The sequence below is a fragment of the Nocardia sp. CY41 genome, from assembly GCF_009829325.1.
GTDB lineage: Bacteria > Actinomycetota > Actinomycetes > Mycobacteriales > Mycobacteriaceae > Nocardia.
Genome location: NZ_VUOS01000029.1, coordinates 63427 through 89150 on the forward strand (window position 1 = coordinate 63427; position 25724 = coordinate 89150).

Sequence of the window (25724 nt, forward strand, 5' to 3'; positions counted from 1 at the left end):
TACGGGCCTGTATTCGGTCTCGTCGCTCGCGTGAGCCATTGTTTCGGCAGCAGAACAGGACTGTGCCACACCCATAGACACTGCCGGAATAGGCGACTACTCAAAAAGTACCCATAACAGAAGGATTCGTTTTCGTGTCGCTTCACAACAGGGTCGACAACCGCTCTACAGTGAAGAACTGAACCCTCAAATGCCGATTGAAAGCCCAGCGTGCTGCGCTTCCGGGCCGTCAGAACTCCGATAAGACAGAATCGGTCGGCCCGCTTCCAACACCGGCGAGGCAAGCAATACCCATAAGCCGCTACAGGCATGGGTATCTACCCATGAACTACCCATGCGCTACCCACTCACGGCGTAGGACGGTGCTGGTGGCAATTGTTCGGATACCGTTTGGCCTCTTTGGGGTTATAGTCACTGTGTGACCAGACCCGGGGTGGGGAGCGAAGTTCCGGCACAGGGCCAGCAGATCGTCGGACGCGAAGAGGACTTGGCCCTGATCAGCAGTCTGTTGAAGGCCCGATCCGATCGGATGATCACCCTGGTGGGCCCGGGGGGCATCGGGAAAAGCCGGCTGGGGGCCGAGGCCGCCCGCGAAGCGCGCGCTCGGGGTGTTCAGGTGCACTGGGTGCGCCTGGCACGACTGCCCAAGGATGCGGATTACGCGGCAGTGGAGCGGGAAGTCGCGTCGGCGGTGGTCAGAAACGACTACTCCCACCGAGATACGTGGCAAGCGCTGGTCGACACGCTCGACCAAACCGAGAAGTCCGGTCGCCCTCGGCCCGTTGTCCTCGTGCTGGACAACTGCGAACACGTGCTCAGCGGTCTGCAGCTGTTGATTCCGGCTCTGCTGGATACGATCCCGGAGCTGATCATCATGGCTACCAGCACCGGACCGACCGGCTGGACCGATGAGCGCCTGGTCCCGGTGCGCCAACTGCGCGAAGCCGCCGCTGTGACACTGTTCAAGTTGCGCGCCGAGCGCAGCGGCTGTGCGCCGATCGCGCCGGACGAAGAAGCGATGGTGGCCGAGATTTGCGCCCATGTCGGCCGCAATCCGCTGTTCATTCAATTGGCGGCTGCCCGGCTGCGACACCAGTCACTGGTGAGCCTGCGTGCCGAGGTCACCGGGCGGGCAGACGACCGGCGGATGGAGTGGACAGCCGGTCCGAGGGCCGCAGTCGAGGACCGACATCTCGGGATCACCAACGTCATCGCCTGGTCGCATGGACTGTTGACGGAGCGGGAAAAGCTACTCTGGGAACGAATGTCGGTGTTCGCCGCAGGAGGCGACACCGAAGGCGACACCGCCAGCACCGCGGAGGTAGGGGCGGACCTCGAGGCGATCGTAGCCATCTGCGGTGACGAGCAGCAGGCCAACGCCGACGAGCAGGTAACGCTGCCCCGCCGCGAGATCAAAATGCTCCTGGAGGGGCTGGTCGAGAAGTCGCTGGTCACCAACCACATCACCCCCACCACCGTGCGGTACTCGATGGTAGAAAGTCTGCGCCTTTTCGCGCGAGACCGGCTCACAGAACGCGGCGCGGACGAGCGGTGTCGCCTATCGCGCCGGCACCTGCACTACTACCGGGACAAGGTCGGCGATGCGGCGCGCCGTTGGTTCAGCCCGGCTGAGCGCCAACTGCTGGACTGGGCCACCGCGGCGTGGGGCAACATCGTCACTGCGATCGAAACCAGCATCGATTCGGAGGAGGCCGACGCGGGCCTGGAAATCTGCATCGGCCTGATCCAACTGCGGCTGCCCTTCTTCTTCGGTTCGATCCGCGAATTCCGGCGGTGGACCGAGCGGTGTCTGGACGCGAGCGCGAAGTTGACACCGCAGCCGGAAGACCGGCAACTGGCGGCGAAATCCGCACTCGCGTGGATGCTCGTACGGCAGGGACAAAGCGACGACGCAACACGCCTGCTCGCCGAATGCATCACCGCCTGTGTCCCGGACCCCGGGAACTGGCGGAGCGATCCCGCATCCGTCGAGGGACTGCCCGCCATCCTCGACTTGGCCTTGGGGACGCTGAGTTTCATGTCCGCCCGAGATCCTTCGGCCGTCGACGTGCTGTTGCGGGCACGTGGAAAGTTCCATGAGGACGGAAACCACGGCGCTGCTGTCCTTGCTGGCATGTTCGCCGGTTTGGCTGCGGCCACGCTCGACGAGACCGGGAAGCGGGCTTGTGAGATCTCCACCGACACAGTGGAGCGCTCACGGCAATCGAAAGCGCCGTGGGTGGAATCCTGGGCGTTGCTGGCGTTGGCCGTTACTCGGCTCCGGCATGGGGATCCCGCGGAGGCGGCAGAGATACTGCGCGGCACGCTCGCGCTGCAAATGGAGGTGGGTGATCAGTGGGGCGCGGCATGGTCGGTCGAGCTGCGATGCTGGGCTCTGGCAGCGATGATCAACGCCGGCACCACCGACCGTGAGCGGATCGCGACCGAACTTGCCTATCTTGCAGGCGGACTCAAAACGCTCCGGTCCAGACTGGGCGTCGACATCGACGCCATGGGAACCTTCGCGGACCAATGCCATGCGGCGATCAAAACCGCCCGGGGAGTACTCGGCGATGTCACCTTCATCGCCCGGATGAACCGAGGCGCCCAACAACTGGACCCGGCCACCCACGATGTGCACCTGCTGGCACTGGGTGAACTGAGTCTCGACCCAGACCCCGCGGATTCGAAGTCCGTCACCGATCCGGCAGCGGCGCCCTGGGACAGCCTGACTAAGGCGGAGAAGGAAGTCGCACGTTTGGTCGCAGCCAATTGGCAAAATGCCAGAATTGCCCGAAGTCTCGACAAGTCGGTGCGCACCGTGGAAAAACAGGTAGCGGCCATACTCGACAAATTAGGCGTCTCCTCGCGGAGCCACGTGCACGAATATGTTCCCGCACAGCACAAGCCCCGTCCGGAGCAGGTCGGCATGCCGTACGCGGTCAGGCGCCCCAGTGCCCGGCGTTCGAGGTAACAGTCCGGGCCCCTCGGCGCGCATCTACTCACTCTGGTGACGCCCCGCGGGGGCTTCGTGCACATCGCGAGGCTCGATGGCCTGTGCGCCCTGCTTCGGCGCTCGACCTGGCGCCGATAAATTCCCCTGACGCCGTCGATCATCTGCGTGCAGCCGCAGTTGCAGTTCTGGCCCGGGGATTACGCCGTCGTTTGTTGGCCGATCTGCAGATCCAGATCAGATTTCGTGCCGTCGCTGGGTTCGTGGCGGACAAATATGTCTTCATCGCCACGAAGTTGGCATCAGCAGGTAGGGCCGGTTCCACCGACTACTCAATATACCCATGCGCGATAGCTGCCCGACCGCGGCGGTTGCGGCCTGCCGCCGTGATGCACGAATTTTGGGCACTTTGACCGTCCTGTCCGCGACCTAAAAGGCCAGGTTGATGGGGTGATACATGCGGGATGGGTGGATCGTGGGTGGGTGGCTTTTGGGTAGCGCTTGGGTATTCGCCTATTCCGAATCGATCGGGACTATGTGACAGTCGTGTCCTCACGGCAAGACCATATCCAGCAGGAAATTCGCAATCAGGATGATGTAGTACGGGCTTTTCACTTTCGACGATCTGATGAACCTCCGAACCGGTTGCTCACCGCATCTCCGGTAGTCCGGCATGGCACGAAGGAATTTCCATGTCTCAATCCCTTACTTCGCCTGATGTGGTTTACATCGCGGGCGCTGGCCCCACCGGATTGACCCTCGCGAACGAACTGGCGTCTCGCGGGGTGCCATGCCGCCTGTTCGACAAGAGGCCCGGCCCCGCCCAAACCTCCCGCGCGTTCACGCTTCAGCCTCGAACCGGAGAAGGTTACGCGCGTGGAAGCGGAAGGTGCATGGAGCATCTTCTCGCTGTCGGCAAGAAGCACAGAGGCTTGGCGTTCCACTTCCGTGGCGTCGAGGACGTCGAATACTTGGATTTCACTGAGCTGGAGGATCGGTACGCGACTCCGTTTCCGCACATCCTCATCGTCGAGCAGAACGACACCGAGGCCGTGCTGCGGGAAGAGTTCGCCAGGCTCGGCGGTGTTATCGAGTGGAACACCGAACTGGTGGACCTCTCGACCGACGGTGACGGCAGGATCACCGCGGTCCTGCACCACACCGACAGCAGCGGCAGCGGTCTGGAGGAGGTTCACCCCGACTGGCTGGTGGGCTGCGACGGGGTGAACAGCACCGTCCGCGAGCTGGCCGGGTTCGGCTTCGAGGGCACCGACTACACCGGAATGCGATTCCGAATGATGGACGTCGAGGTATCGAATCCCTACCCCGGCAGCAAGAAGTGGATCGACTACTGGATCGACCCCAACCACATGCTGCTCACCACGGCGCTGCCGAGCGGGTACCGCTTTCTGATCAGCGATATGCGCGACGCGCCTCGGGCTGAAGCCCGACCCGATCCCATTGCCGCACGCGATTCATTCCAGCCGGTGGTCTCGTCCTGGTTGCCCGATACGCGCCTCGGCGTTCCCAAGTGGTGCACCGAGTTCGACATCTGGAGGAGGACCGCGAGCGGCTATCGCCGCGGCCGGATCCTGCTGGCCGGCGATTCCGCGCACATCTATAGCCCCGCGGCCGGGATGGGGATGAACACCTGCATCCAGGACGCGTTCAACCTCGGCTGGAAACTGGCGGCCGTGGCCACCGGTCGCGCCTCGGCAGCGCTACTGGACACCTACCAGGATCAACGGCTTCCGATCGCCGGTCAGGTGGGCGAGGCCAGCCACCTGCTGCATCTGATCATGATGGCGCACGGGAATTCGATCGACGCCCGTCGCGAGATCCTTGCGCGGCCCGGATTCCACGGTGAGGCGGCCGCTCTGATCGCTGGGTTGACCTACCACTACCGCGGCCTGATCGCGCAGCCGCCGGGGTTGACACCCATCCTCGGCGGTCTCACCCCGGGGGACCGGGCACCCGACGCGCGCATCACTTCAGCGACGAGCGTGCACAACCTGCTGGCTCACCCCGGCTCCACCTTGCTCGTGCTGCAATCCGACCCGCACTCGACAGTCGGCGCCGACGCCGCCGCGGCCGCCGCACCTTTCCGCGATTTGCTGCGAACCGCTGTGATCACCCCACCCGGGTCGACTGCTCCGCCGTGTGGTCTGGCAGCAGATGACATGCGGGTCTTCGAACGCTATGGCCATCCCCGTGAGGACACGCTGTGTCTGGTACTGCCCGACGGATACATCGGCATGCGGGGCCTCGCGCCCGACCGGGAGACGCTGCGCACCACGCTCGAGGCGGCGGTGCTGACATGATCTCGGACACCCGACGCCAGGCGCCTTCCTCCACTGCCCTACTGGTCACCAACAAACCCGACGGACGGCGCAGGCCCACCGAAGACGGTCCCCGTGACTCGCGAGTGGGCGAGCCGATCCGTCTAGGGTGTGCGGCGCGGGGTCCATTGCCGTTGAGTGCGCTGGCGACCCACCGCGCACGTCCGGTCGTCATCGGTTTGTTGCGCACTGATCGGCATGGTTGCTCGAATGGCGAGCTCGCGCGTGCGGTGGTCGAGGCGCAGGAGACATCGATGCTGGCGATGGCCGACCGGCACCGGTGGTGGATGGCCGCATTGGTGCGCTTGCCGCTGGGGACTGGGGAGGTCACCGATCCGATCGATCATCTACTGGCGCAGGTACGTGACCGTCGGGCAGACGCGGTGGTGGTGTCCGACCGCCAGTGTCTGACCGATCTGTCGGGGCGCGACCGCCTGGAGATGGTGTGCCGGGAGTGTTTCGTCGCAATGACCTCTTCAGGGCAGTTGTGGCCCTGCACCACGGCCGTGGGGGCGGTTCCATCGAGGTCTTGGTTGTGAACACCATATGCAGTCGATCGGCGCCGCGGCACAGACCCGGCCATCACCGGCGTGCAGGAGGGCAGTGATCGCGATGTCGGGATGGGAGACGGTGGCCACAGTCGCGGTGGATGTCGCGGCAATTAGTCCTGTACTCGCCGCGCTCGCAACCATGGCATCGGCCAGACACCTCGGGAGGTGGAATAGCCTCCGGATTCCAGTACCGTCCATCCGGTTGCAGAGTCAGTCATCGAGACGTTCAAGACTCGAATCGCTCGTCGACAGGCTTCAGCTGAGGAAAGGCTGGACCGTCGACGACCTCGTCACTTCGGTGGAGCAGATGCGCGGGCGGAGGATCGTGCGATCGCCACTGCCAGAAAATATGCCGGTAGGGCTGTGCGGACTGTGGCTGGCCCGTTCGGATGACGACGTCGTTCTCCATCGCAAGACGTCGGATCCGGTGATGTTGCGGCATGTGGTCGCTCATGAAGTCGCTCATATGCTGCTCGACCACGGTGGCGGAACCTCGCCCGGTGAGCTGGCGGCGTTGCTGGTCGGCCTGGACGGCGGCAGTGGCCTCGGTTCGAGTGAGTCGACTGTACGGACTGCTCGCGGGATCAGCGCCTACGACGACGAATGCGAATACGAAGCAGAGCTGCTGGCGACGATGATCGTCACCGGGGGCCGCAAGCAGCGCCTCCTTCGGCGTGCCCACAGGATGTCGGCGCTCTGATGTGGAATCGGCTTGCAGATTGGCTGCTAGTCCTGTCGGTAGGGCGAGCGGTAGTGCAGCTGCTGCGCCTGGATCGGGATTCGCGTGCGTTCCGTCGTCTGTACCCGGTGTGGCACGACCTAACTGCGGCGACGCCGGGGGTCGTGTTGACTTTGCGCCCCGGGGACCGACGCGGATCCTCGACCGCCGAACGGCTTCACCGCCGCCGTGTAGAGATTTTGGACGCGGCTGCCATCGTCGGGCGATGGGCGGTGCCGCTACCAGAGGACGTTGACCGGCTGGTGGACAACAGCGATGTGCCCGAAGAAGATCGGGACGCGCTGCGAAGGGTAGTCGAACTGGCTGCCGCGTCTCGGCGGCTGGTCACGATCGGCGGAGCACACCGGGCCGGGGATCCGCCACTGAGTCACTATTGCGTGCCGGATGTGAAAACGCTTGTGCGATGGTGGCAGCAGGCTCAGGATTTGGCTGACCGCGCCCACCACCAGGGCAGCGCAGCGGCGAGGCCGATTCCTCTGCGTTACAGGTACTCTCGCTGACCGTCATCCATTCCTTCGAGTGGCGGATTCCATGGCTGGGGTAGTCGAGGCTCGCTGCGATTGGGCGCCGGTCCCGGCCGACCGGACAGCACATCGCCACCCTAGGTCTGCACATCGGGCATCGCACGCAGGCCGTGAAGGCGCTGTTAGGCCGTGGGTTGCGGTCACACAAAGCCGCCGGATGGCATATTTCTCCTTTGACATTCCTATTATATTCACATAGTTTTCCTTTTGGGTCGCTTGGAGTGCTTGGTCGACCGAGGCCGGACACTCCGCCGGGGAGGAACAAATGTCTTACATGCACAGCATCATGTCGACGATGCGGGCGTGGCCTTGCGTTTCGCCTCTGAGCGCTCGTACGCGCAGCCGGATCACAGCGAGCCCACCGTGCGCCGCTGGTTTCGGCTGCGAGGCGGAGTCGGAAGGATTCCGCCACTTCGTGGTATCGGATCTCAGGAAAGAACTGTGATGATGTCTCTGGCTCGAAAGCTCACCATTGCCCTGCTCGCTGGAGCTGCATCGCTCACCTTCGTAGGTGGTGGGACGGCGCATGCCGAGGGGAACGAATTCGGGGCGATCGCCGTGGAGAAGTCCCCGGGCCCGTTCGGTGCGACGTACTTCTACGGATCTCATGGTCCTACTGCCGAAGTCGCGAGGCAGGCAGCGGCTTCACGGTGCGGCGAGGAGTCGGGCAACGCGGAAGCTGTCTGTGACCTGATCACGTGGACCAACGCCTGCGTGGCAGCTGCTACGCGCGGTGCGGATCTTCAATGGGCCGAGGGGCCGAATCGCGACATCGCCATTCAGAACGCGCTGGGGTTGTCCAACGCCGTCGGCGCTACCGGAAGCGCCATCCCGCTTCCCGCGGCAATCAGCTACGTCGCATGCACTCCGAGCGTGGAATGACGCGTCCGGGTCCGCCGGTGACACAAGGCTGGTTGTGCGCAGATATGGCCCCGGCCAACCGGCGGACCCTTCTGCACCGGTGGACCCAGCGCCCTGGGCGGCGCGCTGACCACGGTCGAGCGTTCTTGTAACCGCCGCGCAGATCGGATTCATTCGCCTGATCGGCATCGGCCCGTCGGCCCACACTGCACTACGGGACGCTGCGTTGGGCCTAAGACTTGGGAGGGGGCCCGGCGTGTGGGCGTGGAGCAGAACGGTCGCCGAATACGCTGCTGGGACGGCGTGGACGCGGCGGCGCGTCGTTGAAGGCGCCGGGCCCAGGTACGGCGAAGCCCGGCACGTCGAGCGATCAGCCGATCCAGGCATCGAAAGTGTGTTCGATTTGGGGTATGGTCCCGATATGCCGGAGACAACGCCCAGCGGTTTCGCCGAGAGGCAGATCGCTGCGGTGCGGCGTCAACTGCTCGATGCGGCGGCGTTCGGCAAGGTGATTTCCCCTGATCAGCTGGAACATATGGCGGCCAACCTCTCGGCGGCGCTGGAGGACCCCCGGTTCGCCGCGCCGCGAGGGGACTCGGGCAAGCGGCAGGAGTGATCCCTGTCGCTGCACTGACGCCGGCGCGGCCGGGATATCTGATGGTTTCGACTAGCTGAGCTGTTCGAGATGGGCGAGCGTGGTGTGTGCGCCAGGTGCGGGGGAACAGCCCGCATCCTCGCCCATCTCCTCGGCGATGCGCATCGCCTCTTCGATGAGCGTCTCCACGATCTGCGCCTCCGGGACGGTCTTGATGACCTCGCCCTTGACGAAGATCTGGCCCTTGCCGTTGCCGGAGGCCACACCCAGGTCCGCCTCGCGCGCCTCGCCGGGGCCGTTCACGACACAGCCCATCACGGCCACCCGCAGCGGCACCGCCATGCCTTCCAGGCCCGCGGTCACCTCGTTGGCCAGCGTGTACACGTCGACCTGGGCGCGCCCGCAGGACGGGCACGACACGATCTCCAGCTTGCGCGGACGCAGGTTCAGCGATTGCAGGATCTGCCCGCCGACCTTGACCTCCTCGGCGGGCGGTGCGGACAGCGACACGCGGATCGTGTCGCCGATACCCTCCGACAGCAGCGCGCCGAACGCCACCGCCGACTTGATCGTGCCCTGGAACGCCGGGCCCGCCTCGGTAACGCCGAGGTGCAACGGGTAGTCGCACTGCGCGGCCAGCTGACGGTAGGCCTCCACCATGACCACCGGGTCGTTGTGCTTGACCGAGATCTTGATGTCGCCGAACCCGTGCTCCTCGAACAGGCCCGCCTCCCACAGCGCCGACTCCACCAGCGCCTCCGGCGTGGCCTTGCCGTACTTCTCCAGCATCCGCTTGTCCAGCGAACCGGCGTTCACACCGATGCGGATCGGAATCCCGGCGGCACCCGCGGCTCTTGCCACCTCCTTGACCCGGCCGTCGAACTCCTTGATGTTGCCGGGGTTGACCCGCACCGCGGCGCATCCGGCCTCGATCGCGGCGAAGATGTAGCGCGGCTGGAAGTGGATGTCGGCGATCACCGGGATCTGGGATTTCGCCGCGATCGTGGCCAGCGCGTCCGCGTCCTCCTGACGCGGGCAGGCCACCCGCACGATGTCGCACCCCGACGCGGTCAACTCCGCGATCTGCTGCAGGGTGGCGTTCACATCGTGCGTCTTGGTCGTGGTCATGGACTGCACCGAGATCGGGTGGTCGCTGCCCACCCCGACGCGGCCGACCTGAAGTTGACGGGTTTTGCGGCGTGGCCGCAGCGTCGCGGGTGGTGGGGTGGGGGCGGGAAGATAGACCGGTGCATGCGTGGTCATGGCGCACTCCAGGTGACGGCGGGCAGTGCGGCCGCCGGCGCGGGGCCCGGCGGGGCAGCCAGTAGCGTGCGGCAGTCGGCGGCGATGCCGGTGCTGGTGAGTCCGCAGTGGGACAGCAGCTCGGCGCGGCTGGCGTGCGGGAGGTAGCCGGTGGGGACGCCGAGGGTTCGAATCACGGCCGGGGAGTGGGGAGAGCGCTCGGTGACGGCGTGCACGAGGCGGGCGCCGATGCCGCCGTCGACCAGGCCGTCTTCGACGGTCACGGTGGCGCGGTGGCGGGCGACGAGTCCGAACAGCGCTGGGTTGAGTGGTGTGACCCATCGCGGATCGACGACGGTGACTCCGGTTCCCTGTTCGGTGAGTTCGGCGGCCGCGGTCAGGCACGGCGCGGCCATGGCCCCGACCGCGACGATCAGCACGTCAAGTGGCAGGTGGGGGCTGCGGTAGAGGATATCGAGCCCATCCATCCGGGCTTCGGCCGAAAGATTCTGTCCGACTGCGGCTTTCGGGAAGCGCAGGGCAGTGGGTCCGTGGATGCCGATCGCTTCGCGTAGTAGTGCTCGCAAGGACGCGGGGTCGCGTGGGCAGGCGATCCGCATCCCGGGGACGCTGCTGAGCAGCGCCAGGTCCCATAGGCCGTGATGGCTGGGTCCGTCGGGGCCGGTGATTCCGGCGCGGTCGAGGACGAGGGTGACGGCCGCCTGGTGCAGGCCGATGTCGTAGAGGGCTTGGTCGAGCGCGCGCGGCAGGAATGTGGAGTACAGCGTGACCACGGGGTGCAGGCCGCTGCTGGCCATGCCCGCGGCGGCCGCCAGCATGTGCTGCTCGGCAATCCCGGAATCGATCACGCGGTGCGGGTGGGTGGCCGATAGTGCGCCCAAGCCGGTGGGCAGCCGCATCGCGGCCGTGGCGGCGACGATCGCCGGGTTGCTGTCGGCGAGCGTGGCAAGCTCGTCGCCGAACACATCGGTCCATGTCGGTGTCGGTGGTGTGGTCGGTTGGCCGGTGGCCGGGTCGATCACTCCGCAGGCGTGCATCCGGTCGGCCGTGTTGTTCTCGGCCGGCTCGTACCCTTTGCCTTTCTCGGTGACGGCGTGGACCACGATCGGCCGCGCCGATTCGCGCGCGCGGGTCAGTGCGGTGGTGATGGCCTCGATATCGTGTCCGTCGATGGGCCCTATGTACTCGAATCCCATGAGTTGAAAGAGGTTTTCGCCTCGGGTGGTTCCGTCGCGTAGCTGCGCGAGATGGGTCGCGATCTGGCCGACTGTGGCGTCGTAGCTGCGAGCGTTGTCGTTGACGACGACGACCACGGGCGCAGCGTCGGCGCCGAGGTTATTGAGGCCTTCCCAGGCGACGCCGCCGGTGAGTGCGCCGTCGCCGATCACGGCGACCACCCGGCGGCCGGTATCGCCACGCAGATGAAACCCGCGGGCCAGGCCGTGCGCGTGGGCGATACTCACCGAGGCGTGTGACGATTCCAGCCAATCGTGCGCTGACTCCGCCCGGCTGGGATACCCGGACAGGCCGCCCTTGCGGCGCAGGGTGTGGAACTGCCCAGCGCGGCCGGTGATGATTTTGTGCGTGTAGGCCTGATGGCCGGTGTCGAAAATGATCGGGTCGCGCGGTGAGTCGAACACCCGGTGCAGGGCGATCGTGAGCTCCACCGTGCCCAGCGAAGCGCCCAGGTGCCCACCGGTGGCAGCGACCTGCTGGATCAGGTGGGCGCGAACCTCATCGGCCAGTACCCGTAGCTGCGCTGCGTCGAGTCGGGTGATGTCGTTGGGTTCGGAGATGGACGCCAGCACACCCGCCGTCCTCGCCGGCCGGGCGGCGTCCGGGCGGGTCATGACTGCCTCTGTGGCTTGGGGCCCGGCAGCTGGCGCGGCGGCGCGAACCGCATGGATTCGGTAGTGATTTCGCGTTCGAGCACGTGCACGGGTCCGCGGGCGCGCAGCGCGTCGAGGACCTGGCCGACGAGTTCGGGCGGGGTGGAGGCGCCCGCGGTCACACCGATGGTCTCGGCGTGCTCGAGCCACGCCTGGTCGATGTCCGTGGCGTCGTCGATCAGGTAGGCCGCGGTGCGCGCGCGGCGGGCCAACTCGACCAGGCGCTGTGAGTTGGATGAGTTGCGGGAGCCGATGACCAGCAGCACGTCCGCGTCGTCCACGACTGCGCGCACGGCGTTCTGCCGGTTGGTGGTGGCGTAGCAGATGTCTTCGGACGGCGGCTCTTTGAGTCCGGGGTAGCGAGCGCGCAATGCGTCGATCACCGCGGTGGTCTCGTCCACTGCGAGCGTCGTCTGCGTCAGCACCGCCACCGGGGTGTCATCGGGGAGTTCGAGTGATGCCACGTCCTCGGCTGTCTCCACGAGCACGGTCGCGTCCGGCGCCACGCCGAGCGTGCCGACTGCCTCTTCGTGCCCGGCATGGCCGATCAGGACGATACGATCGCCTCGGCGAGCGAACCGCTCGGCCTCGTGATGGACCTTGCGGACCAGCGGGCACGTCGCGTCGACGACTCTCAGACCGCGGCGGTCAGCTTCGGCGTGCACCGCAGGCGATACACCGTGCGCGGAGAACACCACAGTGGCGGCGTCCGGCACAGGGTCGGGAATGTCGTCGAGTTCGTCGATGAAGATGGCGCCGCGCGCGGCGAGTGCGGCGACGACGTGCCGGTTGTGCACGATCTGCTTGCGGACGAACACCGGACCGGGCGCATTCGCCAAGGCCCGCTCGACGGTTTCGATTGCCCGCTCGACGCCCGCGCAGTAGCTGCGGGGCGAGGCCAGCAGCACAGTGGTGGTCGTGCTCATCCCCGCCTCCCGGCCGTGGCGTATTTCCACCAACCGGCGATCTCCGGAAACGGCGGCGGGGTCAGGTCGTCGGGATCGACCAGGGCCGGGGTCGCGGAGAGAATCACCTGCGCCGGAGGCGAACTCGTGGGCGTGCTGGTGGCGTGGTGGTGGTAGCGGGGGGTGGAGGAGGCCCAGTGGATGCCCGCGGGGATCCAGTTGGGCAGGTCGATGGCCAGTCGCGCGACGGCTGGACGGGGGTCGGTGCGCAGCTGCTGCTGCAGATGCCAGGCCAGCGCCACCGTCCGTTCGTAGAGCCGCCACGTTTCTGTCACCGCGGCCGCGGGCTCGAGGTCGTTGTGGTGGGTGAGGACGGTGATCAGATTCGTGGTGGCGGTCCCGGCGTTCCGCTCTTTGACGATGCTGTACAGGTCGTTCAGCAGAATGGTGGCCGTCATCGTCGCTTTGACGAACGCGTGCACCGGCGGGTCGTCGATCGCGCGGGGCGACAGTGGGCAGCCCATGGTCGCCGGGGTGAACGGCAGCAGGGTGCCGACACCGCATTTTGCCCAGCGAGTCCTCAGGTACGTGCGCAGGCTCGGCGGTGTCGGTCGTCGTTGCAACGCTGTGTAGCGCTCCTGCCCGATCAGCCATGTCGCGAATTCCGTGCGGAACCAGAGGATTTCGGTGTCGGTCAGCACGTTTTCGAGCTGGCCGCGCAGATCACGCAGCGCCGCCGCCCACCGATCACCGGGCGGCAGCGGCACGTCCGGGCTGTCGGTCATCACCGATTGGAGCACGTCGGCGTGCGCGACGATCTGCTCGAGGTGAGGGTGGGCATCCCAATGGTCATCCAGCAGCGACCCGAAAAGGAACCACTTCGTCGCGGCAAGGATGGTGGAGTCGGGCGCGTGCGGCAGCGCGGGGGCGATCCCGGCGGCGCAGCCCATCCGCGTCGCGATGCTGGCAGGTTCACAGAGGCCCTGATCCAGGCACCACACCACTGCGTGGTCGTCGATGGCTCGGATGTCGCACGGATGCGATCGCAGGGGGAAGGGACAGTACACCGCGACTTGCGGTTCAGCCACTGGTGGTCGGGGCGTGGCCACGTCGAAGGGCTGGGTTGCGGTCATGGGTTCCTCCGAACGTCGGGGTGTCAGGCGGTGCGGTCGACGACCAGGCGCGCGAGTGCGGTGAGCTGGGCGCGGCCATGAGCGGTGGGATCGGCTCGTTCCAGATGGTCGAGTGCGCAGGCGATCTGCTTGTTCGCGTAGTCGTGCACCCAGTCCAGGGCGCCGCTCGCCTCGATCAGTTCGGCGGCTCGGGCAACCTGCTCGTCGGTGAGCGGCGCAGCTGCGGCGTAGATGGCGGCGAGTTCAACGGCTTGCGGGCTGCCGCTGTTCAGCGCGACCACCACGGGAAGGCTCTGCTTGCGCCGACGCAGGTCGGCCTGCGCAGGCTTGCCGGTAACCTCACGCGATCCCGAAATGCCCAGTAGGTCGTCGCGTGCCTGGAACGCCAGTCCGAGATGTCGCCCGAACCGTCCGAGTGCGTGGATGCGCTCCTCGGTGGCGCCGCCGAGCCGGGCGCCCAGCGCGCAGGCACATTGCAGCAGGGCCGCGGTCTTGTCGTCCATCATCGTCAGACATTCGGCCAACGCGACGTCGCGACGGGTTTCGAACGACGTGTCCACTAGCTCGCCCTCGATCAGTTGCAGGCCGTCGGCGGTCAACCTGTCGACGGTCGCAACCGCGTGTGGTGCACAACTGAGCAGGGCCCGGATGGCGGCGACCAGCAGGGCGTCACCGGCGAGGATGGCGGTGGAGGCAGAGTAGGCGGTCCACACCGAGGGCCGGTGCCGCCGCAAGGCGTCGCCGTCGATGAGATCATCGTGGATCAGGCTGGCGTTGTGCATCAGCTCCACCGCGACCGCGGCGGGCACCGCGGCGGCCCGCAGGCCACCGACTGCGTCCGCGCACGCCAGCACCAATGCCGAGCGCACCCCCTTGCCCCAGGAGCCCTCGCCGTCGCGGGTACTGCCGTCCAGTTCCGCCCAGCCGAAGTGATAGGACACAACCCGACCGATCCCGGCCGGCAGCGCGCCGATCGCGGCACGCAGAGCCGGAGCGACCACCGTCCTCGCCTCACCGAGCAGGTCACCGCCCACCGGTGACGACCTGCCCGGACCTTCGGGCGTGCGGGCGATCGGATCATCGACCGATCGGGTGAGGGCCCGGCCGGTCGATGATGCGGCCGTCGCCAGAGGCAGGTGCGGGGTTGCGGTGTGCTGAGGCATGGGATCTTCCGTGGTCGTCATGAGCTCGGCCGAGCGGTCGTTGCTGTGCGCGGAAGCGACTGCGGCACTGAGGTCGTGCGCTGTGCGCGCTCGATCGCCGCATGCCGCACCGAGGTGGTCGCAGCCGGTTGTCCGGCGAGGTGATCGTGGCGGCGGTAGCGCGAATCACCGTTGTGCTGTCGCATCATTCGCTGGGCGGCGGCGACCCAGCTGCGGCGCCCGCACATCTCGCTGAGGCGGGTCGCGCCCGGCAGAACGCACCGCAAGACCTCCGCACCCCCAACGACGGTGGCGACGCCGCCCAGGATGCGTTGCATCAGGTGGTTGTCGGGGAGGCCGAGAAAGTCGCCGTTCTCGCCGCCCAGGATCCGGCGAGCGTAAGCGCACAGGATGGCGGTGGCTGCGGCACGGCCGAGGCGGTGCGGCAGATCATCGTCGTCTCCGACGGTCAACGGCCCGATCGCTTCCAGCAACGCACGCGCCAGACGTTGGCTGTCTGAGTCTGGAGCATCGAACTCGTAGACAGCCTGCACAGACATCAGCCGCGCCGCATCACGCTCGTCGGTCGGCAGTATCTCTGGATCCACACCCATCAGGTGGCCGACCACTCGCCAGTAGTGGTAGACAGCGGCTTTCTCCCGGGCGGTGAAGCGCAGACCGAGGGCTTCGGACCCCGACAGGATGGCGACGGCGAATAGCGCGTTCGTGCCCGCCATCTGGGACTGGTTGAGGGGGTGATCCCACGCCTCCCAATCCCAGTCCGGTCGCCGCGACATGCCTGCACGCACCAGGGCATGCATCAATCGCACCCGCAGTGTGGCCGTCCACCCGGGTGCGAACGGCGTCAGTCCGCCCGGTCGCGTCACCTGAACAAACCAGTAGGTTGTCTCCGCCGTTCGGCGGGCCGCCATCCTCTCCAGATCGCCGGTGATGACCAGGGGTTTGGTGACGCGATGCGCGAGATACCCGCCCAGCAAAGCCCCCATGCTCAGCGCGGCGAGCCCGACCGCGCCGGTGCGTCCGATCACCCGAGCCGCGAGGTCGAGCTGTGCGGAATCAGCCCAGTACGGAGTTTCGGCTCCGTGGAAGAACGCCCTCAGCTCCGGCGGCGGGTCGGCGAGGGTGTCGATGCCTCGGGTCAGCGCCTGCTCGAACATCGCCCGGCCCTCGCCGGGCGGGTACCGGCGGAACATCTCGACCACCGCGTCGGCGGGCGGATCACCCAGTGCGGTGAATCGCCGTGCGTAGGCGACACGTTGGTCGGCGGTGACGGCGGTCGTCCGGGCCTCGGGCGGTAGGAGGCTGCGTGGGAACACTTTCTCCTGGTGTGCCGTTGCCCTCACCTCGTCCTCACTCGACACCGAGCAGGGCCGGGCCAGCGATTCTCGGCTGGAACAGCGCCGCGGGTGGGGCGGTCAGCGACATCACCTGCGCGAAAGTGGCCGCGGTGTGGGCATCGCGGGTCGCGCGGTGCAGCACCCGGGACATGAAAATGTGCTGGGTACGGATCAGCGGCCCGTGGGGTGCGCCGATGGTCTCCGGCAGTCGCGCGTCCTCGGCGGTAGACATCATCCACGCGTCCCGCCCGCCCGCAAGCACGGCGCGGCAGGCCGCGCGCGCGGTCTCGTGACCGATGCCGCCGTGCCGCTCGACCGCCGCGCCGAGCGCTTGCGCACCCAATATGGCCAAGGTCATGCCCTGGCCATAGACCGGATTGACCACCTCCGCCCGGTCGCCGAGCAGGACAAGCCCGGCCGGAAGTTTCCGGATGTCTCGCCGCACACTCGGACCGGCCGGAAACCACTCCACTCTGCTGGCGGACTCGGCCTGGCTCACGACATCACACAAGATCGGGTCACGAAGTCGGCCCAGCAGCTCTTCGAATCCGGCCTCGCCCTGGCGCGGTCGACCGCTGTGCATCCCGCCCAGACTCACGATGTAGCGGTTCTGCTCGACCGGTAGCAGCGACCCCGTCCACGGCTGGCCAGCAGAGGTCTGCAAGTACAGGGCACGGCCGCCGAGGGTTGCGGTGACATCAGAGGGGAGCTCGATCAACCGGCTGCTGTAGGCGCATCCGGCATCGACTCGTATCTCCGGCAGCGGCGCGCACCCCAGCTGCGCGAGCCAGGTGGCGGCTGCACTGTTGCGTCCTGTGGCATCAATGACCAGCTGCGCGGGGAGGTCTTCGGTGACGGTCTGTCCGCGCTGGCGGATCCGCACGCCGGTCACCGCGTGGTTGTCGCCGAGCAGTCCGATGACTTTGGTGCCCTCGATCACCTGCACCTTGCTATCGCCGAGTACCCGCGCTCGCACCCGGTGGTCGAGCAGGCTACGGGTCAATGAAAGAAACGCGACCGGGCTGTGGTGCGGTGCCATCCACCCCGCCGAGCTCAGCCACCGCAGATCCCTGCCCATGACAACACGCACAGCGCCAGCGCTGAGCAGGTCGGCCACGATGCCGGGCAGCATTTCCTCCAGCGCTCGATGGCCGGCCTCCAGCAGCAGATGAGCATGATTGGATTGCGGTGTCCCCGGCCGGAACCCGGGTGTGAGCGGGTACCGATCGCTTTCGATCACCACGACCTCGTCGGCGGCGTCACGTAACACCCACGCCGCCAGCAGCCCGGCCAGGCCTCCACCGGCGACGACTGCCGTTGTGCACCGCGCGCGAATGGTGCTCATGCCGACTGCTTCCCTTCGCGTGCAGACTGGGTCAGCAGTGTCCGGTGCGGCGGGGGCACCGCCACGAAGGCCGTCGCCGGATCCCGGCGCACCATCCGGCCGAACTGCGCGACCGTTCCCGGCCACGGATTGGTGACCTCACCGTCGATGCGTTTGAACCACGTGGGCACACCGGCGGCGGGCCACACGGTGTCGGCTATCGCGCCGTCGAGCCAGCCCGCGAACTCCGCCATCGCCGCTGAGGTGACCTCGATCGGGGCGCCGAGCCGGGCGCTGAGCTCCAGACAGCGCACGATGTAGTCGGTTTGGAGTGCTTTGATCGCCGGGTTGCTGTTCGCCGGAGTGAACGAGTTCGGTCCGGCGATCATGTACATGTTCGGGAATCCGGGCACGGCCAGCCCGAGTAACGCGTCCGGACGCCCGGCACGAGCCCACCGGTCGTGCAGGTTCACACCACCACGTCCCCGGATCTCGATCCCGCCCAACAACTCCGGTGCCCGGAACCCAGTGGCGAACACAACGACATCGGCATGTCGGTCAGTGCCATCCACCGTGCGGATGCCATCGGCGGTGAACCGCTCTATCGGGTCGGTGACCAGCTCGACATGAGGCTGCATCAGCGCCGGATAGAACCCGTTGTCCAGCAGAATTCCTTTCTCACCGATCCGATACCGCGGGGCGAGCTTCGACCGCAGTACCGGATCAGGGACCTGGCGACGCAGATGAGCACGAGCGATCCACGCGGCAGGCCGCGCCGACCATCCACCACGCATGATCGGCGCGAGCACGAGATCGGCCCCGTGGTACAGACCCGCCCGATACAGCTGGTGCGCCCCGGGCACATGCCCGAGGATCCATCGGGTGACCGGACCGAACCGCTGGTCGGGCTTGGGTAGGATCCACGCCGGCGTGCGCTGGTACACCGTCACCCGCGCGGCGGTGCGCGCCAGTTGCGACACAATCTGCGCGCCGCTCGAGCCGGTGCCGATCACCGCCACGTCCCGCCCGGCCCAATCGACGCTGTGATCCCACCGGGCGGAATGGAACGCTGTACCGCCGAACTCGGCTCGGCCAGCAATGTCTGGGATGTATGGCCGGTGGAGTTGCCCGACCGCCCAGACGATGTGATCGGCGCGGTAGGTGTCGCCGCGGCGGGTGGTGATCGTCCATCGTCCGTCGTCGTCGCAGTAGGTTGCGGCCGCGACGGCGGTGTTCAGACGCAGGTGCGGGCGCAGACCATGCCGGTCGGCGATTCCACGCAGGTAATCCAGAATCGCCTGCTGGTCGGGGTATCGGATTGCCGGGTCGCGCCAGGGGTCGAAGTCGTAGGAGTAGAGGTGGCTTGGGACGTCGCAGTTGGCTCCCGGGTAGTGGTTGTCCCACCACACACCGCCGACCTGGGGGTTCTCCTCAAGAACCAGGAAGTCCAGCCCGGCCTGCTTCAGTTGCTGTGCGACTCCCAGGCCGCCGAATCCCGCGCCCACCACGATCACCTGCGTCTCGGGCGGTGTCTCGGCAGGACGTGGTGGTGATGTGTGGGCGGACGCCGAGTCAGCGATGTCGGTGGTCATACGCTGGTCTTTCTGTGTGGTGTGCTGCGGGCACCGGCTTTGCGGGCCAGCGCGAGAGGGCGGAGGGCTATTCGGCCCACGGAGCGGTGAGCACCAGCTGCTCCCAACCGGTGCGGTAGATCAGCGCCAAGCGCCCGTCGGGCACGGCCGCGACTTCGGCACGGGCGGCCTGGATGACCGCCGCCTTGAAGGCCAGGCGCGGGTGTTCGGCCAGCACAGTGGCAAGCCATTGCTGGTCCATGTCAGGGGCACGCAACCCGAAAAGGTCCAGCCCAGCACCCGTGGAGAGCAATCCGGCGATCGTGGACAGGTCCGATACGCCAAGGGTGATGTGCTGGGCGATGCCGTCGCGGACGGCCTGCACCCGCTCAGGCGCCTCACCCATTTCGGTGAGGGCCATCGCCGCGTATTCCGCACCTCGAACGGCGAAACACCTTCCCGGAACGGGGTTTTCCAGTGCGATGTCGTGCAGCATCGCGGCCACGAAAGCGAGTTCGTCGTCGACGGCGGCCGCACGGTCGTAGCGGGCGAGAGCCCTGCCGAAGTAGTAAGTCCTCCAGCTGTGCTCATACATTGCGGGGCTGAGGGTTTCGCGGGCGCGGCGTTCGGCGTCGCGGGCCAGCGGAGTATCGGGGAATCCGAGATCATCGAGGCGGGCTGTGCCGTGACTGCCGAGCAAAGTGCGGACCTTGCTGTCGAGCAGCGTGGGCAGGACGGCCACCAACAGCGCCGCTAGTCGCATCGCCTGACGGCGGGAAAGCACCCCACCGGTTGCCGACGCCCAATTCCAATCCAGTTCGTCGAGCACGCCCATCTCATCGATCTCCAGCAACCGCATGTGTTCGCATGGCGACGGCCCTCCTACGACCAGGTGCCGCACTCGATCAGGCGACACTCCGAACCCCCGTGGAGGTATCTAAAGGGAAAAATAGAGGAATGTCAAAGGAATCAGACAGATAATTTACTACATATCGACGGAGTCCGGTGATAGCCTGGCACTGGGCCAGCTATCCCCTTACTGGCCGAAATGCAGCCTTGGGCAACCCCCCAGCCCTGGGCTGCGACATGATGCGGCGTCGCCGACAGCACTTCCCCCGGTGCGCGGCGGCGCCGCACACGTGCGCCTGCTGGGCTATTCCGCTCCAGCTATCGCGGACTTGGGTGAGTGGAGCCGAGGCGTGGAGAACGTTGAAAAACGAAGGCACCCACCTTCAGATGCGAGTCCAGAGCCTGTCGTTATCAGCCACGATTCGCCGGAAATTCCATGTCCTTGGCGGGCGACCATCCATGCAATACGTTGGTACGTTGAGCTGTCCAGTTCATCTCACCTGCAGAGGATTGCCGATGCGTTCAGGCCGCGAAGTCCCTGTCGATGACCTCGCGGCGTGGGTATCCGCCCGGGTCTGCGTGGAGCGTCGGTACGTGCTGGGCATCGCCGGGCCGCCAGCGGCGGGGAAGTCGACGCTCGCGCAGAATCTTGCCGCAGCGATGACCGCGGCACAGGCGATCCCGGCGGAGATTGCGCCGATGGACGGTTTCCACAAGACTTCGGCGGAGCTGGATGCCGTCGGGGCGCGTCACCGTAAGGGCCAACCTGACACTTTCGATGTGGCGGGGTTCGTCGCTCGGTTGAAGCAGCTGCGGGAGGCGCCGCTCGGGGAGCGTGTGTCTTGGCCGATCTATGACCGCGGCCTGCACGATCCTGTGCCCGATGCGATTACCTTCGCCCAGCAGCGTGTCGCTGTGGTCGAGGGTAATTATCTGTTGCTTGATCAGCCTGGGTGGTCAGAGGTACGCAGCCACTTGGACGAGGTGTGGTATCTCGACGCCGAGGAAGGCGTCATCGAGCGCCGCCTCACCGATCGACACCTTTTGGGAGGCAAGACCTCCGAGCAGGCGCGGATGAAAATCGTCGACAGTGATATGCCCAACGCGCGCCTGATTGCGGGCACTCGCGACCGCGCAGACATGGTGCTGCGCGAAACTGCGGGGAACTACCTCATCTGTCGAGTTCGCTGAGGTCGCTGGCCCAGCTGCGCGTGCCGAATGAGCGGCACGACAGTGTGGCCACGGCCGCTGCGCGCGTCAGGGCGTCGACGAAGTCGCGGTTGGACCCGTAGTAGGCGCAGAACGCACCGTGGAGGATGTCACCGGCGCCGAGCGTGTCCGCGCGGGCGACCGGCGCGATGTCGATCGATCCGGATCGACCTTCTAGGGTGTAGAGGATGGAGGCCGACCCTCGCGTGACGGCTGCATACTTGGGCCCGGCCGCTCGCAGGTAGTCCAGCATCGCGTGGCTGTCGCCGTCGAATCCAGGCGGTGTGAATGCCGAGGAGCAGATCGCGACGTCGACCAGTGGTAGCAGCTGGTCGTGGATCGGCTTCCAGCGGCCTGCATCGAGTACGACCGGAATCCCTACTTCGCTTGCGCGACGGGCGATTCCGGCCGCGAGCTCCGGGTGGTGACCGTCGATGAGCACGATCGAGGCCCGGTCGACGTATCCGGCGAGTTCGGCGGTGAACGCGGCCAGGATCTGCGCTGCGTCGAGGCCCACTATCGTGCGGGATTGCGCGTCGAGCGCGACCACGATAGAGGACACCGGCGGCTTGTCGGTCCGCTCGGGTGTCGCGTCGATGACGGTGACGTGGTGGCTGGTCAGATCGTGGCGCACCAGATCGGCGAGCTGGTGGCGGCCGAGCGCGGTAATCAGTGTCGTGGGCTGGCCGGACACGATCGCGCAGGCGACCGCTGCGTTTGTGGCGGGCCCGCCAGCGCCGAGGAATTGGTCCCGGGCCTGGACTTTGGTGTCCTCGCCGGGGTAGTGGTCAACGGTGTAGGCGATGTCGAGGGTGGCCAGTCCCACGAACAGTGCTGCGGTCACCGGTTGTCTCCTTGGGGTCAGTTGGTCAGCAGGTGTTCGAGGGTGGCGGTCTGGTCGGAGAATGTGCGCACGCTGATGACGGCCACGAATTCTCGATCAGTCGCGCGTTCCTGCAAAGCTCGCCAGTGTTTGGCCAGATACCAGCTGGCCCCGGTCGTGCCGCGGGCGCCGAGGCCAGCGCAGAAGAACCAGAAGCGATGCGGATGCAGTCCCGGGTCTGGGCGGATCCGGGCGATGATGCCGATGTTGCGGCTGTCGTCGGAGCGGTAGTGATGACCGTCGGCAAGTTCGAGGTGTTCGAGATACGGTCCGCTGGACGGCGGGTTGTCCTGGATGGCGAACAGGGGTTTGTCGGTGCTTTGCAGGTACATGTGGGTGCAGTCGTTGCTGGAAAGTCCGAAGCTGATGTAGGGCCGGTCGCAGGCCAGCACGACCTCACGGTCACTTTGTATTTCCACGGCGATCGCGTCGTGACGCTGCAACATGGACATGACATACAGCATCCCGCGCACATCGTTTTCTGCCAGCGCGGTGGGGACGTCGATGCGGTGGGCAGCGTTGAACACGCTCGCCTGCTTGCTGAAGATGTGCTGTCTGGGGATGCCCGCCGCTTCGAGAACTTCGACCGAGCGGGTGGCCAGTTCGAAGGTGGGCACGACCAACGTGGCGCCGACCTCGACCATTTCCATTCCCAGGAACGCTGTGATCCCGCCGTCGGCGGTGTTCTCTGCGGGCGCATCAGTTGAGGCCGTCGAGTCGGCCATCGAGAACAGAGTGTTCACCGACCAGCCGGGGAACATCTGTGCCAAGACCCGGCGATGAGTGTTCTGCGGTAGACCCTTCATGTCCCCGGACATCCAGTTGTAGAACTGCGCTTTCGATGGCGCTTCGCTCCGCGCCGCGGTGTCGAGCTGTGCAGCGCACTTTCGATATTCAGCGCAGAAGTCCGGGTGACTTGTCAGATGCCGTTCGTGCAGCAGCATCTTCAGAACGGTCCCCAACCACTTCCCCCATTTCCAGGTGTCGAGCTAGCGAGCTAGCGACCGATCCTATCGGTCCAGTGGACGAAATCGGACCGAACTGGACCAGATCGGACCGCTATGGCGATGCGATTAGACCTGTTGCATGACAACACTTCTCGTACGTCGCATCGGGCAGCGCCTTCGAATGCGGCGGGGCATCGAAGACGTCGTCTGCCGCAGCCCATTCCGCAGGCTCCTATCCGGCCGACCCTGCGGAGCTGCGCGGCGGGAGAGGAGAAAGACCTTGAACACTTGCATGTCCTCACCGGCGGCGGGACCGACATCATGACCACCGCCACGGACTCGGTCATCACCTGGCCGCCATCACCGGAGTTCTGGTCGAGACAGTTCCCTGAAAAGACCGCTGGCGCCGTCGCGCCGTACCTGTTCAAGAGCATCGTGCCGGCCGATCGGCTCGGCCCGGCCGATGTTCTCGACGGGCTGCGACGACTGCGCCGCGCCGCCGCAGACGGAGAATCCACGAGCGCCCGCACCCGCGTGTACGTCGGTGAAGAACGCCGCGACGAGGTCATCGACACCGTGCTGTTGGCGCCCTGGCAGCCGGATGAGGACTTCGTGGCCTGGATGCAGAATCGCACCGGCGCCGAACGGTTCTCGCTGGTGATCAACAACCTGGAAACCACCTCGTCGAAGTTGTCATCGGTGCTGGGCGAGCTGATCGGATCGGCGTTCGCCGGGTGGGGCGTGCCGATCGGTGGCAGCGAGCAGGTCGCGTTCGCGGGGAACTACGCCGGAACCGCGTTCGGCGTGCACGAAGGCTACGAGGACGCCTTCTTGGTACACCTGGGGCCAGGCGTCAAGCACTTCTACTGCTGGTCCGGTGATCTCTACCAGGAACTGACCGGCGGCGATGCCCCGACCTACGGCGACTACTCCATGCTGCTCGAGCGCGGCGAGCGTTTCGACCTCGAACCCGGGGATGTGCTGTTCTTGCCGCGGCGGGTGTTCCATGTCGGCGTTCAGGACCAGTTCTCCATCTCGGTGGCTGTCCCGCTCTACACCTACCCCGACACGCGAATGCTGGCCCTGTCGGTCCTGCCCGAACTGCTGGAATCCGCGGCGGCCGCCGACGCGACACCGTCGCCGATGCATTCCCTCACCGCCGGTCCGGGCCCGATCGCGGCAGCGCTGACAGAGGCTGCGACCGACATGCTCACCGCGGTGTCGGCGCAGCTGGAAGAGAAAGTGGCTCAGCACGTCAGCGCGCGGTGGTGCACGTTGCTCAGCAATGGCGGCTGGGAGTTCGCCGAACACGACCTCGCGCGTAACGATGCCGCCCGCGCCGCCGTGGCCGCCCTCACCGCCGGTGGCACTCACCTGCGGGTCGCGCCGCCGTTCGCGCTGCACACCGATCCCGGTATCGACGACAGCCTGCACATCGGTGTCACCGTCCGCGGCCTGGTGCTCACTGTGCCGGAAACCCCCGCCTGGTGCCGTGCCCTGGCGGCGCTGGCCGACGGTCAGACCGTGCGCATCACCGACGAGCTCGGAGGGGACACGTTGGCGCTGTTGCTCAACACCGGCGGCATCCAGGTCCTCACCAACGACGAAGCCGAGGAGACGGAATGAGCACATCGAAAGTCCACAGCTACCTCGACGGGCACCCTGAGACGAAAGCCGCGATCACCAGCATTCTGCTCAACCAGCCCGCGGTCAGCGGTGACGACCTGGTCGACAAGCACATGGCACCGATGGTCGCCGCGCTGTTCGAGCAGATCACCGCCGAGGTGTCGCCCGAAACGCTGTCGAAAACCCAAGCCGCGTTCTACATCCAGGAGCTGAGCGTGTTCGCCCGCTACAACTCCGATTTCCTGCGCCAGGCCGCCGACACCGTGCAGGGCGGATGTATGGAGCTGGCACACGAGTTCCGTCGCAACCACCTCGAGGAGGGTGGTGAGCGAGGCAAGGTGCCCGCGCACTACACCCTCTACTCCGGGGCGCTGCTGGCCGATCTCGGGCTGCTGGTCAACGGGCACATCCCCGCGCCGGAGACCGCCACATTGGTGTCGCTGCACGACTGGCTGGTCATCGGATCGTCGGTGAGCCGCATCTGCGGCGGCTACTACGCCACCGAAGGCGTCGCGATCGACGAGACCGAACTGCTGCGCAAGATCACCGACCGCTACGCCGCCCTCACCGTCGGCGCCGAAGCGACAACGCCGAACCTGGACTACTACTACTCACTGCACCTGGACGAAGGCCACGAAGCCGCAGCAGTGGAAGGCCTCAGCGTGGAGGCCGCCCACATCGAAGGCATCGCGCGGTTCATCCGCGAATACCGCACCTTCGGGCTGGACCTGCCGCAGATCGTCGACGGCTGGCTCCAAATCCTCGAGGGCATGACGTTCTGGTGGTCGCAGCTGGCCACCCGCGCCGCCACCCTCCCCTGAGCACCCTGTCCCCGCAGTAACCCATCAAGAAGAAGGAGATCACTATGTCGCCGATGCTCAAGAGCGGCGTCCGCCCCGACGCGCTGAAGGCCGGTGTCCGGCCGGACGCGCTCAAGTCCGGTGTGCGCCCGGACGCCGGGCTCAAGGCCGGTGTCCGGCCCGACGCCCTCAAGGCGGGTGTGCGCCCGGACGCCTCCTGAGGTCTGAGTTCACACCCCAACCCCGGTGGGGCCACGCGACGG

The 25724-nt window shown here is 66.5% G+C and carries 22 protein-coding genes; 11 read left to right on the forward strand and 11 right to left on the reverse strand.

The features are described 5' to 3' along the window. Positions 1-418 precede the first annotated feature (418 nt). From GVY64_RS29630 to GVY64_RS29655, 7 genes are all read left to right on the forward strand, one after another. Positions 419-2974 (forward strand): AAA family ATPase, encoded by a 2556-nt coding sequence (locus GVY64_RS29630; protein ID WP_159848580.1) that lies wholly within the window; start codon positions 419-421, stop codon positions 2972-2974. Positions 2975-3645: 671 nt separating this feature from the next. Further along, positions 3646-5274, forward strand: a complete 1629-nt coding sequence (locus GVY64_RS29635; protein WP_159848583.1) for an FAD-dependent monooxygenase — start codon at positions 3646-3648, stop codon at positions 5272-5274. Positions 5275-5546: 272 nt separating this feature from the next. Further along, positions 5547-5831 (forward strand): hypothetical protein, encoded by a 285-nt coding sequence (locus GVY64_RS29640; RefSeq protein ID WP_159848586.1) that lies wholly within the window; start codon positions 5547-5549, stop codon positions 5829-5831. A 64-nt stretch (positions 5832-5895) separates the two neighbouring features. After that, a complete protein-coding gene (locus GVY64_RS29645) occupies positions 5896-6543 on the forward strand; it encodes a hypothetical protein (protein WP_159848589.1) in 648 nt (215 codons plus the stop codon). Continuing rightward, positions 6543-7082: a DUF6545 domain-containing protein gene (locus GVY64_RS38930; protein ID WP_328821021.1), complete on the forward strand. Its 540-nt coding sequence runs from the start codon at positions 6543-6545 to the stop codon at positions 7080-7082. Before GVY64_RS29645 ends, GVY64_RS38930 begins: the two co-directional genes overlap by 1 nt. 327 nt (positions 7083-7409) lie before the next feature. Further along, on the forward strand, positions 7410-7988 hold the full coding sequence (locus GVY64_RS29650) for a DUF4189 domain-containing protein (RefSeq protein WP_159848592.1): 579 nt from the start codon (positions 7410-7412) through the stop codon (positions 7986-7988). Between the two features lie 400 nt (positions 7989-8388). Further along, positions 8389-8583 carry a DUF6374 family protein gene (locus GVY64_RS29655; protein ID WP_159848595.1) on the forward strand — a complete coding sequence of 65 codons (195 nt, stop codon included), beginning with the start codon at positions 8389-8391 and terminating at the stop codon, positions 8581-8583. A 51-nt stretch (positions 8584-8634) separates the two neighbouring features. Here the strand turns inward: GVY64_RS29655 and ispG are convergent, their stop codons facing one another. The 9 genes from ispG to GVY64_RS29700 form a co-directional block, all read right to left on the reverse strand. Continuing rightward, the gene (gene ispG / locus GVY64_RS29660; protein WP_159848598.1) at positions 8635-9825 is read right to left on the reverse strand and encodes a flavodoxin-dependent (E)-4-hydroxy-3-methylbut-2-enyl-diphosphate synthase; all 1191 of its coding nucleotides are present in this window, start codon (positions 9823-9825) and stop codon (positions 8635-8637) included. After that, positions 9822-11633, reverse strand: a complete 1812-nt coding sequence (locus GVY64_RS29665) for a 1-deoxy-D-xylulose-5-phosphate synthase (protein WP_442939646.1) — start codon at positions 11631-11633, stop codon at positions 9822-9824. Before GVY64_RS29665 ends, ispG begins: the two co-directional genes overlap by 4 nt. Positions 11634-11671: 38 nt before the next feature. Continuing rightward, on the reverse strand, positions 11672-12640 hold the full coding sequence (ispH, locus tag GVY64_RS29670; protein WP_159848604.1) for a 4-hydroxy-3-methylbut-2-enyl diphosphate reductase: 969 nt from the start codon (positions 12638-12640) through the stop codon (positions 11672-11674). Further along, complete coding sequence (locus GVY64_RS29675) at positions 12637-13752, reverse strand: terpene synthase family protein (protein ID WP_159848607.1); 1116 nt, start codon at positions 13750-13752, stop codon at positions 12637-12639. The genes ispH and GVY64_RS29675 overlap by 4 nt, the downstream gene beginning before the upstream one ends. 23 nt (positions 13753-13775) lie before the next feature. Next, positions 13776-14915: a polyprenyl synthetase family protein gene (locus tag GVY64_RS29680; RefSeq protein WP_159848609.1), complete on the reverse strand. Its 1140-nt coding sequence runs from the start codon at positions 14913-14915 to the stop codon at positions 13776-13778. Between the two features lie 17 nt (positions 14916-14932). Beyond that, positions 14933-16258, reverse strand: coding sequence for an oxygenase MpaB family protein (locus GVY64_RS29685; protein WP_159848612.1), 1326 nt, complete (start codon positions 16256-16258; stop codon positions 14933-14935). A gap of 7 nt (positions 16259-16265) precedes the next feature. Further along, positions 16266-17597 (reverse strand): NAD(P)/FAD-dependent oxidoreductase, encoded by a 1332-nt coding sequence (locus GVY64_RS29690; RefSeq protein WP_159848615.1) that lies wholly within the window; start codon positions 17595-17597, stop codon positions 16266-16268. Continuing rightward, positions 17594-19168 (reverse strand): flavin-containing monooxygenase, encoded by a 1575-nt coding sequence (locus GVY64_RS29695; protein ID WP_159848618.1) that lies wholly within the window; start codon positions 19166-19168, stop codon positions 17594-17596. The genes GVY64_RS29690 and GVY64_RS29695 overlap by 4 nt, the downstream gene beginning before the upstream one ends. Before the next feature lie 67 nt (positions 19169-19235). After that, a complete protein-coding gene (locus GVY64_RS29700; protein WP_159848621.1) occupies positions 19236-20006 on the reverse strand; it encodes an HD domain-containing protein in 771 nt (256 codons plus the stop codon). Between the two features lie 506 nt (positions 20007-20512). On the opposite strand from GVY64_RS29700, the gene GVY64_RS29705 reads away from it, so the two are divergent. Beyond that, positions 20513-21187 carry a nucleoside/nucleotide kinase family protein gene (locus tag GVY64_RS29705; RefSeq protein ID WP_159848624.1) on the forward strand — a complete coding sequence of 225 codons (675 nt, stop codon included), beginning with the start codon at positions 20513-20515 and terminating at the stop codon, positions 21185-21187. On the opposite strand, the gene GVY64_RS29710 is transcribed toward GVY64_RS29705, so the two are convergent. Together GVY64_RS29710 and GVY64_RS29715 are read right to left on the reverse strand one after the other, a co-directional pair. After that, positions 21168-22049, reverse strand: coding sequence for a PfkB family carbohydrate kinase (locus GVY64_RS29710; RefSeq protein ID WP_159848627.1), 882 nt, complete (start codon positions 22047-22049; stop codon positions 21168-21170). The two genes, GVY64_RS29705 and GVY64_RS29710, sit on opposite strands and share 20 nt — an antisense overlap. Before the next feature lie 17 nt (positions 22050-22066). After that, on the reverse strand, positions 22067-23032 hold the full coding sequence (locus GVY64_RS29715; RefSeq protein ID WP_159848630.1) for a hypothetical protein: 966 nt from the start codon (positions 23030-23032) through the stop codon (positions 22067-22069). Between the two features lie 324 nt (positions 23033-23356). Between GVY64_RS29715 and GVY64_RS29720 the strand changes: the two genes are divergently transcribed. From GVY64_RS29720 to GVY64_RS37410, 3 genes are read left to right on the forward strand one after another with little or no spacing between them, the layout of a single operon-like run. Next, on the forward strand, positions 23357-24661 hold the full coding sequence (locus GVY64_RS29720) for a JmjC domain-containing protein (RefSeq protein WP_159848633.1): 1305 nt from the start codon (positions 23357-23359) through the stop codon (positions 24659-24661). Continuing rightward, positions 24658-25482, forward strand: a complete 825-nt coding sequence (locus GVY64_RS29725) for a DUF3865 domain-containing protein (RefSeq protein WP_159848636.1) — start codon at positions 24658-24660, stop codon at positions 25480-25482. Before GVY64_RS29720 ends, GVY64_RS29725 begins: the two co-directional genes overlap by 4 nt. 44 nt (positions 25483-25526) lie before the next feature. After that, positions 25527-25682, forward strand: a complete 156-nt coding sequence (locus GVY64_RS37410; RefSeq protein ID WP_201298219.1) for a hypothetical protein — start codon at positions 25527-25529, stop codon at positions 25680-25682. Positions 25683-25724: the final 42 nt, after the last annotated feature.

Excerpts from the sequence above, each read along its gene's own strand:
- ispH (WP_159848604.1), bottom strand. The coding sequence starts at position 12,640 with ATGAGCACGACCACCACTGTGCTGCTGGCCTCGCCCCGCAGCTACTGC.
- GVY64_RS29680 (WP_159848609.1), bottom strand. The coding sequence starts at position 14,915 with ATGCCTCAGCACACCGCAACCCCGCACCTGCCTCTGGCGACGGCCGCA.
- GVY64_RS29720 (WP_159848633.1), top strand. The coding sequence starts at position 23,357 with ATGACCACCGCCACGGACTCGGTCATCACCTGGCCGCCATCACCGGAG.
- GVY64_RS29715 (WP_159848630.1), bottom strand. The coding sequence starts at position 23,032 with ATGCTGCTGCACGAACGGCATCTGACAAGTCACCCGGACTTCTGCGCT.
- GVY64_RS29655 (WP_159848595.1), top strand. The coding sequence starts at position 8,389 with ATGCCGGAGACAACGCCCAGCGGTTTCGCCGAGAGGCAGATCGCTGCG.
- ispG (WP_159848598.1), bottom strand. The coding sequence starts at position 9,825 with ATGACCACGCATGCACCGGTCTATCTTCCCGCCCCCACCCCACCACCC.
- GVY64_RS29695 (WP_159848618.1), bottom strand. The coding sequence starts at position 19,168 with ATGACCACCGACATCGCTGACTCGGCGTCCGCCCACACATCACCACCA.
- GVY64_RS38930 (WP_328821021.1), top strand. The coding sequence starts at position 6,543 with ATGTGGAATCGGCTTGCAGATTGGCTGCTAGTCCTGTCGGTAGGGCGA.
- GVY64_RS29635 (WP_159848583.1), top strand. The coding sequence starts at position 3,646 with ATGTCTCAATCCCTTACTTCGCCTGATGTGGTTTACATCGCGGGCGCT.
- GVY64_RS29675 (WP_159848607.1), bottom strand. The coding sequence starts at position 13,752 with ATGACCGCAACCCAGCCCTTCGACGTGGCCACGCCCCGACCACCAGTG.
- GVY64_RS29690 (WP_159848615.1), bottom strand. The coding sequence starts at position 17,597 with ATGAGCACCATTCGCGCGCGGTGCACAACGGCAGTCGTCGCCGGTGGA.
- GVY64_RS29700 (WP_159848621.1), bottom strand. The coding sequence starts at position 20,006 with ATGCGGTTGCTGGAGATCGATGAGATGGGCGTGCTCGACGAACTGGAT.
- GVY64_RS37410 (WP_201298219.1), top strand. The coding sequence starts at position 25,527 with ATGTCGCCGATGCTCAAGAGCGGCGTCCGCCCCGACGCGCTGAAGGCC.
- GVY64_RS29640 (WP_159848586.1), top strand. The coding sequence starts at position 5,547 with ATGCTGGCGATGGCCGACCGGCACCGGTGGTGGATGGCCGCATTGGTG.
- GVY64_RS29705 (WP_159848624.1), top strand. The coding sequence starts at position 20,513 with ATGCGTTCAGGCCGCGAAGTCCCTGTCGATGACCTCGCGGCGTGGGTA.
- GVY64_RS29725 (WP_159848636.1), top strand. The coding sequence starts at position 24,658 with ATGAGCACATCGAAAGTCCACAGCTACCTCGACGGGCACCCTGAGACG.